Here is a 16,901-nt window from a genome sequence, read left to right on the forward strand (position 1 = left end):
GAACTGCACGGCCTTGCAACTAGTCCTTCCCGCGCGGACCGCCGGTGTATGGCATGTGCCCGCCAGCGTCCTGGACGCAGACTTGAGGAGTCGACATGCAACATGCAGAATCCGTTCCGCAGTGTTTCCAGAACCGTCCTCATCACCGCACACGCCTATGGACGCTTGGGCTGTGCGCGGCACTGCTCGGCGGCGTTGCCGGATGTTCGAGCGAACCGCGGCCGCCTATAACCGTGGAGGCCCCGCCGGACCCGTCTCTCGTGCAGAAGGCGGTGAAACACAGTTCACTGACGCAGCACCTGGAGGCGCTGCAGGCGGCAGCCGACGCGAACGGTGGGAACCGGGCCGCTGCCACCGGGGGCTACGAGGCGTCCGCGGCGTACGTCGAGGAGCAGTTGCGTGCGGCGGGGTACGAGCCGCGTCGGCAGGAGTTCAGCTACGGCCGGCGCAATCCTGTGGACACGTTCAACATCCTGGCCGACACCGGCAGCGGCTCCGGGAGCGTGCTGGTGCTCGGCGCGCACCTGGATTCGGTCGAGGACGGGCCCGGGCTCAACGACAACGGCAGCGGGGTCGCCGCAGTGCTCGAGGTCGCGCTGCGGCTCGCGGAGGAGGGCGCCGTGCCGCGGGAGCGGATCCGGTTCGCGTTCTGGGGCGGCGAGGAGGACGGGCTGTACGGCTCGGAACACTACGTCAAGGAACTGTCCCGCGCGGAGGCCGCCGCGCACGTCGCGTACCTGAACGTCGACGTGGTCGGCTCGCCGAACGCGGTCGTGTTCGTGTACGACGGTGACGGCTCGGACACCGAGGAGGCCGGGCCCGAGGGGTCGGCTGCCGTCGAACGGGTGTTCCAGGATATCCTGCGCGCCAAGGGGGTCGAGGCCCTGCCCTTCGGATTCATCGGGGATTCGGACTACGACGCATTCGTGCAGGGCGGCATCCCGGCCGGGGGCCTGTTCACCGGCGATGCGGGGACCAAGAGCGAGGCCGAGGCACGCACGTTCGGCGGACAGGCCGGGCTGCAGTACGACGAGTGCTTCCACCTGGCCTGCGACACCATCAAGAATGTCAACATGGCCGTGCTGGAACAGATGACCGAAACGCTCATGAGCGCGACGGTCTCGCTCGGGGGCATCGAGGGCGGCCTCGCCAAGGGCGCGGCAACGGAGGAGGGCGCTGGCTGAGCCTTGATCCACAGAGCCGCCTCTGGCTGCCAATTGATTTCGTGGTCGGGGGCGGTTTCGTTTGTGGGCGCGGGAGGGTGTCCGGCCTCGCTGCCGGTGGTGTTCCATGTTGTGTTCCTGCTCGGGCCGTTTCCGGCTGGTGGTCGGCGTTCCTATGCTGCCTGAGGCGGCGCGTTCACGGCTGTGAACAGGCGTTCCCAGGCGTCCTGTCAGGGCCAGGCCGTTGGGATGTGGAGCCGGATCTTTCGGGCGCTGGTGGCGATCCGGGAGACGTGGACGAGCTTGGCCCGGATCGTGGCGGTGCGGCCCTAGCTATGGGCCCTGCGGCGAGCAGGCCCGCGGCCCGGGTGAGGTTGTGAGCCCTCACCGCGCAGGCCAGCCAGGCCGAGTTCGCCGCGAAGTTCCCCGAGGGCAGGTGGGCCAGCGCGCTGTCCTTGAGGTCGGCGTTGACCTGTTCGATGATGGCATGCCGGCCGTGGGTCTTGTCCGCGGCCACGGTATCCAGGACGTCGGCGGGAACGGTGATGAAGAACGCGTGGAACCGGTGCGTGTCAAACAGGGTGGACTGCCTGTCGCGGGCCTTCGGATTCAGCTCCGGGATGCGGAGCACCATGAGCCGTCCGGCAACCCGGTCGGCCTTCTTCCGCTAGCAGAACGCGGTGAAGGGCACCTCGGCGACCTCGGCCTTCGAGATCCAGGTATTGGTGGCTTCGTCGAAGACCGCGTCGGCGTACTCGATGGTTTCCCAGACCGTGTCCTCGATGGCGGCGATGGCACGTTTCACGGCAGAGTTCATGCGCACGGTCACCGAGACCTCGGCTCCGCCGGCACGGTCCGCGGCCCCGGCGGCGTGGCCATAGTAGGCCGAATCGAAACGGCACAGCACCGGCGAGCCGGCGTAAACGCGGTTGAGGGTGGCCAACGCGTCGGCGACCAGGCGTTCGGCGCCGGATTCACCAGGAAGCCGAGGCGGCCGCATCCAGCTGGCGCACGTTCCCGAATGTGAAGGAGCGCAGGAACGAACCCAGCATCGAAGGCGCGTAGCAGGCGTTGAAAGCGCGCTTCATCCCGCCGTGGCGCAGCAGGGCCATGTCGTCGATCGAGTCCGCCCCGGCAACCAATCCGGCCACCAGCAAGGCAACCTTCAGCCCGGCGTTCGCGCCCTTGTCGGCAGGCACCGTGAGCCGCCGGTCGGCGAGTTCGTGCAGGCCGGCGTCCCGCGCCAAGACCATCACCGGCAGCAGCCCTGCTGAGGACACGAGGTTCGGCTCGTCGAAGGACACCGACACGGCGGCGCGTCTGTGGAAAACTTGCACCGCGAGATGCCCTCTCATCGTGGTCGAACGGAACCCTAAGCAAGTCCCATTCTCCTCGGTCAGACGGGCATTTTGTCTTTAATTACGCCGCACTTGCCGGAACTCGGCCGGCGGATCGAGGCTGAGGCGCCGCGAAATCAGGCCTTCACGAGAGCCGGCGCCTCAGCGTCCGCGGTGGTGTCCGAACCGAGGTATCGCTCGATGCTGACGGGGCAGTGGCTAAGCCCGCCGCCCTGCCCCCGGCGGCGGAAGTTGATGACCTGGCCGGTTCTGCCGCACCCGCAGGTGCCGGTCTCGACGTCGCCCATGTCGTCGGTGAGGATGAAACCGGGGTAGCTGGTGCTGAGGGCGTCCAGTATGGCGATGGTGCCGGTCTCCCCCGGGGCGAGCTCCTTGCCGCTCTGACCGGGGTCCCGGATGGAGATGTAGCACCACGGCGGAACGTGCTTGCGATGCAGGTGGCATTCGACAGCGAGCATGTTCGACTCGATCATCCCGTACATGTCACGCACGTTTTCCGGACGCACGCCGAGCAAGTCGTGGCACCGCTCCCGAAAGTCTTCGTCAGGGATGGCCTCGGCCGTGTGCCGCTTCCAGCCGCCGAGAGTGATGATCATGCTGTACGGGTCCAGGCGCATATTGACCTTCTCCTGCTCGAGGAACCGGAGGAGCCGGCCGATGAGGAACGGCGGAGCGACGATGTGGCGGGTCATATGGCCCTTCCACCGGCGCAGGTGCTCCAGGGCCTCCCTGGCGTCGAACGACTGGTCGGCAACAAGATATGCGTGGTGGTCGAAGACGCTGTTCAGGATGTTCAAGTCCTTGAGCAGTCCCATCTCCGAGGCTTCGGGGTCCGATGGGTTCAGGAAAAGTCCCGCGCCCCCGGACAGGCTGAAGAACTCCCGGTAGGTCCCGATCAGGCCAACCAGCGCCCGGGTCAATGTCTCGCTGTTGCGGCAGGCGACGGACGGGACACCGCGGGTTCCGCTGGAGCGGGTTTCGGTCTCGACGTCGGACAGGGAGCAGGTGAGCAGCACCCGGGCGTCGGGACGCTTGAACAGGCCGACCGGCAACAGTGGCAGGTCTTGCAGGTCGTTGACGTCGTTGATCGCGGCGGGATCGACGCCCAACGCCTCACATTGGGCGCGGTAGAAGCCGTTTCCGGCCTGGTGGTAGATCGCGGCGTCCCGCAGGACGTCGGTGACTGACTGTGCCCAGTCATCAGGCGACTGGACGTAGGCCTTGGACACATTCCCCAGCATCTGCTGCAACGAGAGCATTGTGTCACTCCTCAATGGGTGCGAATCGATGAATGCGGTTGGCGCCGCAGGGTTAGCCGTACCGGCGCAACTCGGAAAAGAAGTCCTCGACGATCCGGAGCTGGTCGCTGCTGGCGAGTTCGTCGTAGACGTACTTGCCCACTGCCAGGTCGAGCACGCCCAGGCCGAACGGCGAGAACACGATGGGGCGGTCGTCCGCCGGTGAGACCTTGCCTTCCATGACGTCGGCCAAGGTGCCGTCCACGAAGTCCCTGTTGCCGACCATCTGCTCCACGAGGTGGGCCGACGTCCCGGCCTTCAAGCAGTGGTCGACGTCGTCGAGGATGTTGGTCGAGGCCAGCAGGATCTCAGGGGCCAGGTCTCGCAGGGACACGTGCAGCACCAGCGGGTTGTGCGCGAACCACGTCGTATCGTGCACGTGCGGCTGGGCCGCCACCGTGGCGAACACGACGAGGTCGCTGTTTCTGATCAGCTGCTCGGGGCCGTCGTGCACGGTCACCCGGGCTCCGGTGCCGCTGCGCTCGAGATAGCCCTTGAAACCCTCCGCACTCTCACCCGAGAGGTCGAACACCCCGATCTCGTCGAAGGACCAGTCGGTCGCCTTCAGGAAGGTGTGGATGTAGCGGGCAATGAGGCCAACGCCGAAGAACCCGATCCTTCTTGGACGCTCGCGATCCCGGCTGAGCCAGTCGGCCGCCGCGGCGGCCGATGCAGCCGTCCTGGAGGCGCTGATAATGGAGCTCTCCATGCACGCGAAGGGGTAGCCCGTCGCCCGGTCGTTGAGGATCAACACCGCTGAGGCGCGCGGAATCCCCGACGACACGTTGTCCGGGAAGCTGGAGACCCACTTAATGCCGTCAACCTCCACCTGTCCGCCGATCGAGGCCGGCAGGGCGATGATGCGCGAGGTGGGCCGGTCCGGAAAGCGCAGGAAATAGGACGGCGGGTTCACCGAGTCTCCGGCCGCATGCACCCGGTAGGTCTGCTCGACCAGCTCGACGACCTGCTTCTCCCGGCCCTGGAGCACCTGCTGCACCTGGGCCCCTGTAATGACCGCGAAGGGCGGAACCGTCTTCGGCTCTACGGCCGCTGCGGCTGGGGAAGTGGCAAACTCTGTCATCGTGCACCGTCCTGGGTGTGGTTAGCGAGATCGAATACGTTGCGCGGCTCGGCCATGCCGACGAGGATCTCCCGAGGTCCCTCGTACGCCTCGCGGCTGTGGGCCATGCTGACGTTATCGACCAGCATGAGGTCCCCCGTCTCCCAGGGGGTGCGGAGGGTGTGGGCCTCGTAGACCTCGTTCAGGAGGGCGACGATGTCCTCGCCGATCGGCTCGCCGTTGCCGAAGCGGGTGTTGAAGGGCAGCCCATCGGGACCGTAGACGTCCACCAGGTACTCCCGCACCTCGGGAGCGATGGTCCATTCGCTCAGGAACGCAACCTGGTTGAACCAACAGCGTTGGCCGGTTGCCGGGTGCCGAACCACGGCAGGACGCCGTTGCCGGGTGCGCAGCTCCCCGTCGGGCTGCCACTCGAACTCGATCTGGTGCGTCCGGCAGTAGCTCTCGACGTCCGCGCGGTCGGAGACCCCGAACGCCTCCTGATAGGAGGCACCGATGTCCTCGTTGTAGCTGCGGGCGAGCAGCCACCCATCGCGTTCGAACCGACGGACGATGTCCGGCGGTATGGCATCGAGCACGGCGCGGGCGTCCGCCAAACCGGTTACCCCGCCGACGCTGGGTGCCTGGAGGCAGGCGAAGAGCATCAGGCCGGGGAACTCGAGCGCGTAGCTGAGTTCGTGGTGCATGCACATGGGCTGGTTCGCGGGCCATGTCAGGGATGAGTACACGCCGTCCAAGTAGGGCTGCCTGGCGGCGAAAGCCTCCCGGTCCGGCATGAGCCCGCCTGGAACCAGCCGCTGGAAGGTATCAGCCACTTCGGCTGGATCACGGAGGCCCAGGCCGCGGACCAGGACGGCGCCGTGCTCATCCACCGCCACACGCAGCGCCTCACGGTTCTCTTCGGCCCACCGCACGGGGTCGTGGCAGTTCTCGACGGTGAGCAGCGGTGCCCGGCCGCCTTGGCGTTCCACTTCGAACTGGATCCTGGGTGAAGGAGTCGACATCAGAGGTCCTTTCGTTTCATGGGTAGCGGGTGGGAGTGGCCACCGGTCCTCCCACCCGGGGCCATGAAGTCGGGCTCCGCCGCGGCTCCCGCCGTGCGGGGGGCGGACGGAACGGCAGCGCCCGTCAGGGACGAGGCCTCAAGCAGGGTCGCCATGTCCGCCAGGACGGGCGTCTGCATAATCTCCTTGATCGACACCGCGCGCTTGAGCAGGACGGCGAGCTTCACTGCGGACAGCGAGGTCCCGCCGAGTGCAAAGAACGAGTCCAGACTGCCGATCCGGCCCGCTGGCAGGCCGAGCACCGTTGCCCATGCCTCGGCGAGCCGCTGCTCAGTGGCTGAAAGGGCTTCCGTGGCGGCGCCTGCTTCGGGAACGACCTCGCGCGCCATGCGGGTCAAGGCTTTCCGGTCGATCTTCCCGTTGCCGGTCAGGGGCAGGCTCTCCTGCCACCTGTACGCCGACGGAACCATGTAGCCCGGTACCCGTGCAGCCATCCCGCTGCGGATTTCATCGACCTCGAGCGGCCGGTTACCGGAGTAGAAGGCGACCAGGAACTTGGACTGCCCGGCACCCTCGCCGACGACGACGGCGCCGTCGCGGACGCCGGGAACCCGCAGCAGCGCGTTCTCGATGTCGCCGATCTCGATGCGGAACCCCGAGATCTTGACCTGGTTGTCCCGCCGGCCCAGGTACTCCAGCTTGCCGTCCGGGGACCAGCGGCCGTAGTCGCCGGCCCGGTAGAGCCGCGAGCCGTCCACGTAGGGGTCGCTGAAGTAGGACTGTGCCGTGCGCTCCGGGTCGTTGATGTAGCCGCGGCCCACGCACACCCCGGAGAAGGCGATCTCGCCCGGCGCTCCGAGCGGCACGAGCCGCTGCCGCTCGTCGACGATGTAGATCCGGACGTTCGGGATCGGCGGGCCCAGTGGCACTGAGCCGCCCGCGGGCGCGGCGCTCATCACCTCGTGGTTCGTGTCGTCCGAGGTCTCCGTCAGTCCGTAGGCGTTGACCAGCTTGACGTTTGGCATCACGTCGAACCAGCGGCGGACGAGTTCACGTTTCAGGGCTTCCCCGGTCGCCGAGACACAGCGGAGGTGCGGCAGGGCCCGGGGTTTGCTGCCCAGATACGCCACCACTGCATCCAGGTACGACGGGACGACCTGGAAGACCGCCACTTCGCCCCGTTCCACTGTGTCGACGAACCTCTCGACGTCGAGGATGCTGTCCTGCTCCACGATGAGTGTGCGGCCGCCGACGAGCAGGGCCGAGACCAGTTGCCACAGCGAGATGTCGAAGCATTGGGGGGCACTCTGGGCGACGACGTCGCCGGGGCCGATCCCCAGGTCCTCGATCTTGGCGTACAGGTGGTTCAGCATTCCGTCGTGCTCGCACATCGCACCTTTTGGTTCGCCGGTGGAGCCCGAGGTGAAGTAGACATAGGCGAGTTGGTCCGGCTGCACGTCCATGCCGAGATCGTCCGCGGCGTGCCCCTCGGCCTCGACGTCTTCGAACAGAAGCCTCGTCACTGCAGGCATCCCGTCGAGTGCCTCGTCAAGGGTGGTGGTGCTGCCGCCTTCGCTCAGCACCACCCGGGCCCCGGCACGGGTCAACGTTCTGGCAATTCGGTCGGCCGGGAAGTGCGGTTCGAGCGGCAGGTACGCGCCTCCGGCCTTGAAGATGCCGATGACGGCGGCCATCCACTCCAGGTCCCGTTCGGCGACGACCGCCACGATGTCCTCCGCCCGCAGACCTCGCGCGAGCAGGGCGCGGGCGACCCGGTTCGCGCGGGCGTTCAGCTCCGCGTACGTCCACTCCCGCGCGTCCTGGACCGCCGCGATCCGCTCGGGATGCTGCCGGACGCGCTCCTCGAACAGCTCGTGGAAGCGCCGCTGGGGCCGGGGCCGCTCGGGTCCGGCCAGCTGTTCCAGTTGCAGGCGCCGCTCCTCGGGACCGACGAGATCGACGTCGTGGGGGTCAGACTCGGGGTCGGCGACCAGATGGCGGACTGCGCTCAGGTGATAGCCGGCGATCCGGAGGGCTGCGTCCTCGTCGAGGACGTCGCGGCGGTAGCGCAGGCTCAACGCTTCGCCACCTGCGGCACCGCGGAGGGACACTTCCAGTACGAGGCCTTCCGCAAGCTCGCAATCCTCGTCATGGTCGGTGCTGAGTAGCACCTCGTACGTCCCGGAAGCCGGCGGCCGCCCCGACTGCGGCCCCCCTGCCCGCTCGGCGTGGGCCTGGACCTGCCGGGTGCGCGCCGAGGAGACCAGCGCATGCCATGAGCCTAGTCCCAGATCGAGTTCGCAGGGCCAGGTCCCCGACGCGTCCTTGCAGCCGGTCGTGACCTCTGATTCGCCGGACAGCGCCTGGAGCACCCTTGCATGAGCTGCCATCCAGATCGATGCAGGGGTCGCTTCCAACATGCGGGACAGTGTCCGCACGGCCTGGCGCAGGTCCTCGGGCACAGCCACTTCGATCCGCCCCTGACCCGGCTGGCGCTCCTGCGTCCACCTGGGAATCGCCGTCGGTGCGGTACCCGCGGGAGCGCTCCGGTCTTTGCCCGGGCCTGACGAGCGGTCGGCGGCGGTGCGGCAGGTCAGCGCAGAGGTGGTGGTCATGATACCGGCCTTTCCTGGGCGAAGGGGGACGTGGTGGCGGCGCGGACCTCGTCGGCCGGGTTGCCACCCCACACGGATCCCCGGGGGAGGGTCGTCCCCTTCATCACGAAGGAGTCGGCGGTGACAACGGCACCGTCTTCTACAGTCACGCCATAGTGGACAAGGCAGCCGACGCCGAGCGTAACGTTGTCCCCAAGGGCGCTGTGGTCGGACTTGAACATTCCGTCCTCCTGGGAATGGCACTGGATTGCGGAGCCGGCGTTCAGTGTGCAGCGGGAGCCGATCGTTACCAGACTCCGCTCAGGGAACGAGCAGCCGTCGTCGAAGACCCGGGACCCGATCCGCACGCCCAACAGACGCCAGACCAGCGGCTTAAACGGCGTCCCGTCGAGGATGGTCAGGCGCCGGCTCTGGATCTGCAGCTTCCAGTACCGCTCGTGCCACCAGAAGTATGGGTTGTAGATGGAGCACAGCTGGGGATGAAGCCCCCGGGACCCCGTTACGATGCGCTCGATCCCGATGGGGACCAACAAACCAATCAGGAGCATCACGACAAACGACGCGCTCAAGGCAAGGAAACCGAACTGGTCGGACAGCTCGAGGGCGACCAACAGGGCCACCATGGCCAGCGACGCGTTGAGCCATCGCACAAGCATCAACATGCCCATCGTGCACAGGTTGTGCCTGTTCTTGGCCGAGAGGTCCCGGTGGAACTGGGCGGGGCTGGCATGCTCCTGCGGAAGGGAGTCCCGCAGGACCGAGCGGGGGATCTCGAACGCCGGCGACCCGAGCAGGCCCACGTCATGGCGCACCGGTCCGTCGATGGGGACCGCCACCATGGTCGCGAGCAGGCAGTTATCCCCGGTCCTGGCCCCGGCCGGGTAGAGAACGCCGTTGCCAAGGAAGTTGTTCGCCCCGATAGCTGCCCGACTGACCTTGAACGACGTCGCCGAGTAGTCGGTGTTCATGAAAGACACCCCGTCGGCGATCATCGTGCCGGTGCCGATCGCCGAAAGGAAAGGGTTGTCGTGCTTGAACACCGTGCCCATGTTCGAGCCGGTCTGCTGGACCTGCCCCAGGTCGTACCCGATGGCCCGCACGTAATTCACGACATACGAGCTGTCGCCGAACAACCCTCCAAGCATGGAATTGTTGGTCAACCTCGCCACCGCCCGCGCCGCCGCGTCACGCAGTCCGAACATCGGATACACCGTGTCGGGCTTCAGAGCGAGTTGGAGGATGCGCGGCACGGTCGTGACGACCACCAACGCGAGGACCGTTCCCCCGATGACGCTCAGGCCGGCGAGGACGATGGCATCGGCGTAAAAGGTCCACTTGTCGAAGGCGTACGGCTGGGCCTCCAGCAGCGCCGCCACGCTCGGAACCGCCAGGATGCCCAGCATGATCGCCGTTCCCAGCATGGTGCGGCCTATCCCCACCGCGCTCAGGAGCTGGGACACGGCGAACCATCCCCGGCGCCATGGCCGGTACGGAGTAGGATCGACCGTGCGGAAATCCGTATCCGTGCGCCTGCCCGGCGAACCATGCCAGCGCTCGTCCCCGGGCACAGCCTGGCCGGCGTACAAAGTGGACCGGTGGCCCAACTGCGAGCCGTCTCCCATCGTCGTGTTGATGTCCAGGATGCTGCCCTCGCCGACGAGCACGTCCCGGCCCAGCGTCACCGCACCGAGCTGGATGACGCCGCCGTGGGCACGGTAGCCGTTCACGATCGCGTCCTTGCGGATCACCGTCCCCTCCCCGATCGTGAGCAGGTCGGTGCAGACCGGCAGGTGATTGGTCAGGATCGTCACGTTGCGGCCCACTTTGGCACCCATGGCCCGCAGGTAGAAGGTTGTCAGCGGGGAACCGGTCATCAGCGAGAGGGGCGACGTTCGCATCAGGGTCTTGACCAGCCAGAACCGGAAGTAGGACAGGCTCCAGATACGGATCTCCTGCGGCCGGAAGCGTCCGATAATAATCCACTTCGCGGCCACCGGCAGGATGCTCAGCAGCACGAACGCCGCCACGCCGTAGACGATCGACCGCAGGTAGATATCCAACAGGCCCATCCCGTGGCCCAACCAATGGTGGTTGCCCGGCCCCGCTTCCGGGAATATCCACAGGTAGTACACGACCGCGAGCCAGCCGGCGAGAAGGCAGTAGCCGAGGTAGACGAGCACCTGCAGGGCGCCGCAGGTGACGTATTCCCACGTCCGCGCGTCCATGGGCGCCGGAGCCTCCGGCACTGAAGCCGCGATCGGCGAGGGCTCCTGCAGCTGGTCCGGCAACCGGTCCTGCTGCAGGGGAACCTGCAGGGCCGCTGCCAGCGCGGAGATATTCGGGTTGCTGTAGATCTCCTTCATGGACACCTGGGGCAGGTCCGGCTGCTTGCGCACGCGGGCGCAGAACTTCGCCATCACCAGCGAGTCCGCGCCCAGGTCGTGGAAGAAATCGGCGTCTGCCGGCACGTGTTCGACGCCCAGCACACCGGACAGCACCTCTGCCAACCGCTCCTGCACCTGCAACGTCGCCGACGCCTCTTCCGCCGGTGCCAGGGCCGCGGCCAGCGCCGAGATCGTCGGGTTTTGGTAGATGTCCTTGATTGATATGGCAGGCAGGTCCGGCTGCTTGCGCACGCGGGCGCAGAACTGCGCCATGACCAGCGAGTCCGCGCCCAATTCGTAGAAGAAGTTCCCGTCCACGGGGACATCGTCCTTCTTCATCACCGATGCGAGAAGATCGGCCAGCCGGCGCTCCAGGACACCGTCGGCACCCGTGGCCGGCGTGGCTGGAGAGCCGTTCCCGGCCGGAGCCGCGGGTGCCGCAGGAGCCGGGGGATTCGTCGCAGTTGTGGAACGCAAAGTCCCCTGCAGGTCGTTGACAGGCATGTTCACTGCAGGAAACTCCTTAGTGAAGCGGTGGCGAAGGAAGCGGCCACGGGTGCGGGTGCCGGGTGCCGTGGCCCCGGCACCGGGTTGGCCGGCATCGGGTCGTCCGACACCGGGTCGGACCGTCGGTCCGGAGCCATCGTCAAGTCGGCGGTGGCGGGCGCTTCGGCCCCGAAGTGGTCGTGCACCCAGCCGGGGTTGTAGACGGTGTCCAGGTAGGGGCGGCCCATGTCCGGCGAGATGGCCACCGCCGTGGCATCCCATGCGTTGTGGCCGGCGAGCCAGGACATGGCGCCGTGGACCACGGTCCCGGTGGAACCACCGAGCATGAATCCGCCCGCCGCGAGGCGGTGGCAGGCGCGCACCGTGTCCAGCTCCTCGACCATCACCACGTCATCAATAAAGGACTCGTCTAGCTGTGGCGGCCGCACGCTCATGCCGAGCCCCGGAATCAGGCGGGTGGCCGGCTGGCCGCCGAACGAGACCGATCCTGCGGCGTCGACCGCGACAATCCGGACATCGGGCCGGTGCTCGCGGAAGTACCGCGCGCAACCCATCAGGGTTCCCGTTGTTCCGGCTCCCACGAACAGCACATCCAGTTCGGGGAACTGATTGGAGATCTCTGGGGCAGTCCAGCGGTAGTGCGCTCCCCAGTTGCCGGGATTGGAATACTGGTTGAGCCAGATGTACCGCTTGTCGGACGCGCACAGGTCCCGGACGTGGTTGAGCCGGGCCCCGAGGAAGCCGTCGACGGGATCCGGTTCGGTGACCAGGTCCACCCGTGCCCCGAGCGACTCCATGAGTTGCCGGGTCGCGTCGTTGCAGCGCGGATCGATCACGCAGACGAAGCGGTATCCCTTGCTGGCTGCGATAATGCTGAGCGCGACGCCGAGGTTCCCCGAAGAGGACTCCACGAGGGTGGAACCAGGGCCGATCAGCCCCTCCCGCTCGGCGCGCTCGACCATCTCCCGCGCGGGCTTGAGCTTGATCGAGCCGGCGAAGTTGAACCCCTCGATCTTCAGGTAGAGGCGGCAGCCCAGCACACCTTCCAGGTCGACGAACAGGCTCTGCTCGTTGAACAGGTGCGGATCCCTAATAATCGGCATGTTCTCCCTCGTTCCCCTGACATGAGCTTGGTCAGGGTCGCCAGGGAATGGCGGATCGGATCAGCAAGCATCGCTTTTCTCCCCAAGAACCCCATCAAGCTGCAAGTGATTGCTATGCCTTTCCAGTGGACCCCCGCCCCCGTTATTGCGCTGTTATTGCGCCGTTATTGGCACGCTAATCCGAAAATGAGGTGACCTGCCCCGGCTGGGGGCAGGGGCGTGCTGCCGGCAGGTGATAGTCGTGCCGGTTGGGGCGGCGGGGTGTGGTTATGCGGCCGGGGTGAGGGTGACGGTGTAGTCGAGGGCTTCGAGTTGGCGGACGTGGGCGCGTTTGGCCGCCTCGGGATCTGCGCGGCGGCTGAAGTGGTCGGGGCCGAGATCACGGAAGGCGGCGCCGGGGTCGGCCAGCAGCTGCCAGACGATAACCAGGATGGAGCGTCCCATGGCGACGACGGCGCGCAGCTTGCTCCGCCGCCAGGCAAGCCGCCGGCAGCGTTCGCCGAGGACGCGGGCCAGGTAGCGGTTGCCGTGGCCGGTGGAGCCGCTGCCCTTCGTCTTCCCGGCGGAGGACTTGATCCCCGGGGAAAACTTCGCCCAGGAACACAGGTGCCCCGCCGTCGGGAAGCGGGACATGTCCGTGCCCACCTCGACGAGGATGGCCGCGGCGGCGATCGGGCCGATGCCCGGGATCTCATCCAGGCGCGCCGCCGCTGCCGCGAAAGGGGCCAGCTGTTCGCCGATCTGCTCATCCACCGCGGCGAGGTCGGCATCGAGACCGTCGATCCGGGCCAGCATGCGCCCCAGCAGGAAGACGTGGTGGCCGGCAAAGTGCCCGGTGAAGGCCTCGTCAAGTTCGCCGATCTTTGCGCATGCGGGACCTGGCCAGCTGCGCGAGCACCTTCGGGTTCTTCTCCCCGGTGATCAGTGCGGCCATCATCTGCCGGCCGGAGACCCCGAAGATGTCCGAGGTCACCACGGAGAGCTTGATGCAGGCGTCCCCGGGGAGCTTTTCAATCTGGTTCTTCTCCGCGGTGCGTTCGGCGACCAGGCCGGTAGCGGGTCAAATCCCGCAGCCGGCGGGTCTCGGCCGGGGGCACGAAGCTGGGCCGCAGCATCCGGTACCCGGCAAACATAGCCGGACCGCGTCCAGCACGTCGGTCTTGGGCCGGCCGGGCAGGTGCCTCACGTCCCGGGCGTTGACCAGCCACGGGTCCAGCCCGTGCGCCTCGAGCAGGTAGAACACCGGCTTCCAGTAGTCGCTGGTCGCCTCCATCACCACCCGCTCGATGCCCAGGTCCACCAAGTGGTTGGCCAGTTCCGCGAGCGAGCCGGTCATGGTCGAATGCGTGGAGACCTCCTGCAGGCGTTTCCTGCGCCCGCTCTCCGCGGGCAGCCGGACGCAGCACACCAGTTCGGCCTTGCCGATGTCGATGGCGGCGACCTTGGCAATGATCTGTTCCTCATCGAGGGATTCGGCCAGCATGGCCTTCCTCAGCTCCTATCCATACTGTTTCCATGCCGTTGATTTCGGCGTGACCACCCGTAGGGATCAGCGGGACAACAGAATCTAATCGGCGTGCTCGGCACCGGGTGCTGCAACAGTGAAGGGCCCGCAGGGTGATCCCCACGCCCGGCTAGATGACGGCCTCAACGGACCATAGTGGGACGGCGTCGGCAGGCGGCCACAGGCACATTTTCAACCCGGAATGGGCGTCCGACAAGGACATGTTGGCTAGATGAGTGAGTCCGAATAGCTGCTCAGTGGTCGTAGGCGGTCAGTGAGCGTTTGCAGGGGGCTGCGGTCTGCCGGTTGTGCCAGATGGCGGCGGCCAGGGAGAACAGCCGGGCCGCGACCTGGGCGTAGAGGCCTGCAGGGCTTGTGCCGCCGTGGCCTTCGAGGGTGAGCTGGCCCTTGAGGGTGTCAAAGATGGACTCGATCCACTGCCGCGGCCGGTGTTGAGGCAAGTCTTTAGCCCGCCGGAGGGCAGGGGCCTGGGGAGACCGCATTCGACCCGCTTGGGGGACACGTTGGCAGCTAGATGATTGAGTCCGTTTGGGTTCAGTGGTCGTAGGCGGTCAGGGACCGTTTATTGGCTGCCCCGGTGTGCCAGTTGTGCCAGATTCCGGCGGCCAGGGCCAGCAGCCGGGCCGCGATGCGGGAGCAGACCCCGGCCAGGGTGCGCCCGCCGTGCTGTTCGAGGGTGAGCTGGCCCTTGAGCGTGTCGAAGACGGACTCGATCCACTGGCGGATTTTCCCGAGGCTGCCGAAGCGGGCGGGCTCGTCCCGGCGGTCCGGGCGCAGCAGCACGGCGCCGAGCCCGGCGATGAAGGCCTCGAACTCCCGGCCGGCGAAGCCCTTGTCGCCGACGATGACCTGCCCGGCGCGGATCAGGTGCCGGTCGCGGCCCAGCAACGCCTGGAACACCTCGCGTTCGCCGATGCCGGGGCGGGCCAGGCCCCGGATGGCCGGCATGCCCTCGGGGGTGCAGAACAGGTAGAGCCGGAAGCCCCAGAACCAGCGGTGGTGGGAGCGGCAGTACCCGTAGCCGGCGTGCCCGGCCAGGGCCGAGCGCTCCACGGTCTGCCGCGAGGCCGCGCAGGGCACCGGGGTCGAGTCGATCAGCCGGATAATCCCGTGCCAGGATTCGGTATCCCGGGCCAGTTCGGTGATCACGGCCGAAAGCAGCCCGCCGCAGGCGCGGACCCGCTTGCCGTACCCGGACTGGCCCGGCAGCGCCGGGAACATCTCCTTGAGGTGGGTGCGGGCGTAGCGGATCCAGCGCCGCTCCGAGGCGATGCCCAGCAGGTGCTGGGCGGCCAGCAGGCAGAGCAGCTCCACATCGGACAGGACCGGCTTCCGGCCCGGGACATGGTCCCGCGACCAGCCCAGGGCAGGGAAGACCCGGTCATCGAGATGGACGTAGAGTGAAACCAGGAGGGTGTTCAGTTCGTTGCTCACACCTCGGGCTTAGCACCCTCCGCCTGCGTCCGGCAGGGCCCCTGCCACCCGCCTAATAGGACTCATTCATCTAGTGGCCTGCGCCTGAAATCCGGTTCCTAATTGTTAAATGGGGCATGGCGACTGTCGGGAGGCCGAAGGCCCCGTTGGAACTGTCGGATGGGGAGCGGATGACGCTGACGCGGTGGGCGCGGCGGGCGAAGTCCTCCCAGGCGCTGGCCGTGCGGTCGAAGATCGTGCTGGCCAGTGCCGGGGGCTGACGAATCTGGAGGCCGCATCCCGGTGCGGGGTGGAGCCGCATACCGTAGCGAAGTGGCGGCGCCGCTTCCTGGAGCGGCGTCTGGACGGGTTGGTGGATGAGCCGCGGCCGGGCCGGCCGGCCACGGTCACGGCCGAGCAGGTCGAGGACGTGGTGGTCGCGACGCTGGAATCGGTCCCGGAAAACGCGACGTACTGGTCGCGGGCGAAGATGGCCGAGCGGACCGGGTTGTCGAAGTCCACGATCGGCCGGATCTGGAAGGCGTTCGAACTCAAGCCGCACCGCGCCGACGGGTTCAAGCTCTCCACCGATCCGCAGTTTGTGGACAAGGCCTGCGACGTGGTCGGGCCCTGACTGAACCCGCCGGAATCGGCGGTGGTGCTGTGTGTGGATGAGAAGTCCCAGGTCCAGGCGCTGGCCCGGTCCCAGCCGGCCTTCCCTTTGATGCCCGGCATGCCCGAGAAGCGCACGCACGGTTCCGTCCGGCACGGCACCACGACCCTGTTTGCCGCACTGAACACCGCCGATGGGTCCGTGATCTCCAGCCTGCACCGCAAACACCGTACGGTGGAGTTTAAAAAGTTCCTGGCCAGGATCGAGGCCCAGGTCCCCGAAGGCCTGGAGATCCACCTGATCTGCGACAACTACCAGACGCACAAGACCCCGGCCGTGCGGTCCTGGCTGGAGAAACATCCGCGCTTCCACATGCATTTCACCCCGACGTACTCCTCCTGGATCAACCGGGCCGGGCGGTTCTTCAGCTTCGTCACCGAGGACCTGCTCCGCCGCAGCGACCACCGCTCCGTCCAGGCCCTCGAGGCCGACATCCGTGCCTGGGTCACGAACTGGAACGAGCACCCCACACCCTTCACTTGGACCAAAACCGCCGAACAGATCCTCGAATCCCTCGGACGACTTCTGAACCGGATTTCAGGCGCAGCACTAGTAGCCAGTGTGTCCCGTTGCGGGACGCCCGTTCCGGGCTGAAAATGTGCCTGTGGCCACCTGCCGACGCCGTCCCACTATGGTCCGTTGAGGCCGTCTAGTAGCCGGGCGTCGGGGACCGCGTAGCGGGCCCTTCATTGTTTCCCTGCCGAGAACGCGGACCAGTTGCAAGGCCGTGCAGTTAGGAACTGTCGATTATTAACTTGCCGATATGACTCCACCGGG

General features: G+C 67.1%; 11 protein-coding genes and 3 pseudogenes. 2 read left to right on the forward strand and 12 right to left on the reverse strand.

Features of this window, described 5'->3' with window-relative positions; genetic code table 11:
* The first annotated feature begins 272 nt into the window (after positions 1-272).
* Entirely contained in the window at positions 273-1,184 is a 912-nt protein-coding gene (locus HGG74_RS08065) for a M20/M25/M40 family metallo-hydrolase (protein ID WP_312856787.1), read from the forward strand.
* A gap of 209 nt (positions 1,185-1,393) precedes the next feature.
* Here the strand turns inward: HGG74_RS08065 and HGG74_RS08070 are convergent.
* From HGG74_RS08070 to HGG74_RS08115, 12 genes and pseudogenes are all read right to left on the reverse strand, one after another.
* Positions 1,394-2,500: pseudogene (locus HGG74_RS08070) on the reverse strand (transposase).
* 137 nt (positions 2,501-2,637) lie between these two features.
* The gene (locus HGG74_RS08075) at positions 2,638-3,780 is read right to left on the reverse strand and encodes a LuxE/PaaK family acyltransferase (RefSeq protein ID WP_168485851.1); all 1,143 of its coding nucleotides are present in this window, start codon (positions 3,778-3,780) and stop codon (positions 2,638-2,640) included.
* Between the two features lie 52 nt (positions 3,781-3,832).
* On the reverse strand, positions 3,833-4,900 hold the full coding sequence (sbnB, locus tag HGG74_RS08080) for a 2,3-diaminopropionate biosynthesis protein SbnB (protein ID WP_168485852.1): 1,068 nt from the start codon (positions 4,898-4,900) through the stop codon (positions 3,833-3,835).
* Positions 4,897-5,904, reverse strand: a complete 1,008-nt coding sequence (locus HGG74_RS08085) for a TauD/TfdA family dioxygenase (RefSeq protein ID WP_168485853.1) — start codon at positions 5,902-5,904, stop codon at positions 4,897-4,899. Before HGG74_RS08085 ends, sbnB begins: the two co-directional genes overlap by 4 nt.
* A complete protein-coding gene (locus tag HGG74_RS08090) occupies positions 5,904-8,294 on the reverse strand; it encodes a non-ribosomal peptide synthetase (protein WP_246262758.1) in 2,391 nt (796 codons plus the stop codon). Before HGG74_RS08090 ends, HGG74_RS08085 begins: the two co-directional genes overlap by 1 nt.
* Before the next feature lie 221 nt (positions 8,295-8,515).
* Positions 8,516-11,407: a Pls/PosA family non-ribosomal peptide synthetase gene (locus HGG74_RS08095; protein ID WP_205761621.1), complete on the reverse strand. Its 2,892-nt coding sequence runs from the start codon at positions 11,405-11,407 to the stop codon at positions 8,516-8,518.
* Positions 11,408-11,409: 2 nt separating this feature from the next.
* Complete coding sequence (sbnA, locus tag HGG74_RS08100) at positions 11,410-12,513, reverse strand: 2,3-diaminopropionate biosynthesis protein SbnA (protein WP_168485856.1); 1,104 nt, start codon at positions 12,511-12,513, stop codon at positions 11,410-11,412.
* A gap of 267 nt (positions 12,514-12,780) precedes the next feature.
* Positions 12,781-13,308 (reverse strand): transposase, encoded by a 528-nt coding sequence (locus HGG74_RS21510; protein WP_246262759.1) that lies wholly within the window; start codon positions 13,306-13,308, stop codon positions 12,781-12,783.
* A 52-nt stretch (positions 13,309-13,360) separates the two neighbouring features.
* Complete coding sequence (locus HGG74_RS21920; RefSeq protein WP_281356101.1) at positions 13,361-13,486, reverse strand: hypothetical protein; 126 nt, start codon at positions 13,484-13,486, stop codon at positions 13,361-13,363.
* A gap of 87 nt (positions 13,487-13,573) precedes the next feature.
* Positions 13,574-13,996, reverse strand: coding sequence for an IS110 family transposase (locus HGG74_RS21515; RefSeq protein WP_246262760.1), 423 nt, complete (start codon positions 13,994-13,996; stop codon positions 13,574-13,576).
* A gap of 275 nt (positions 13,997-14,271) precedes the next feature.
* Positions 14,272-14,460, reverse strand: a pseudogene (locus tag HGG74_RS08110) (IS982 family transposase); the annotation flags it as partial.
* A gap of 112 nt (positions 14,461-14,572) precedes the next feature.
* Positions 14,573-15,472 (reverse strand): IS982 family transposase, encoded by a 900-nt coding sequence (locus tag HGG74_RS08115; RefSeq protein ID WP_168485857.1) that lies wholly within the window; start codon positions 15,470-15,472, stop codon positions 14,573-14,575.
* A gap of 116 nt (positions 15,473-15,588) precedes the next feature.
* Between HGG74_RS08115 and HGG74_RS08120 the strand changes: the two are divergent.
* Positions 15,589-16,718, forward strand: a pseudogene (locus HGG74_RS08120) (IS630 family transposase).
* Positions 16,719-16,901: the final 183 nt, after the last annotated feature.

The sequence above is a fragment of the Arthrobacter mobilis genome, from assembly GCF_012395835.1.
In the GTDB taxonomy this organism is placed as follows: Bacteria; Actinomycetota; Actinomycetes; order Actinomycetales; family Micrococcaceae; genus Crystallibacter; species Crystallibacter mobilis.

Bases quoted from the DNA above. Each gene is read 5' to 3' on its own strand.
- HGG74_RS08095 (WP_205761621.1), bottom strand. From the start codon at position 11,407: ATGCCTGTCAACGACCTGCAGGGGACTTTGCGTTCCACAACTGCGACG.
- HGG74_RS08085 (WP_168485853.1), bottom strand. From the start codon at position 5,904: ATGTCGACTCCTTCACCCAGGATCCAGTTCGAAGTGGAACGCCAAGGC.
- HGG74_RS08090 (WP_246262758.1), bottom strand. From the start codon at position 8,294: ATGGCAGCTCATGCAAGGGTGCTCCAGGCGCTGTCCGGCGAATCAGAG.
- HGG74_RS21510 (WP_246262759.1), bottom strand. From the start codon at position 13,308: ATGCTGGCCCGGATCGACGGTCTCGATGCCGACCTCGCCGCGGTGGAT.
- sbnA (WP_168485856.1), bottom strand. From the start codon at position 12,513: ATGCCGATTATTAGGGATCCGCACCTGTTCAACGAGCAGAGCCTGTTC.
- HGG74_RS08075 (WP_168485851.1), bottom strand. From the start codon at position 3,780: ATGCTCTCGTTGCAGCAGATGCTGGGGAATGTGTCCAAGGCCTACGTC.
- sbnB (WP_168485852.1), bottom strand. From the start codon at position 4,900: ATGACAGAGTTTGCCACTTCCCCAGCCGCAGCGGCCGTAGAGCCGAAG.
- HGG74_RS21515 (WP_246262760.1), bottom strand. From the start codon at position 13,996: ATGCTGGCCGAATCCCTCGATGAGGAACAGATCATTGCCAAGGTCGCC.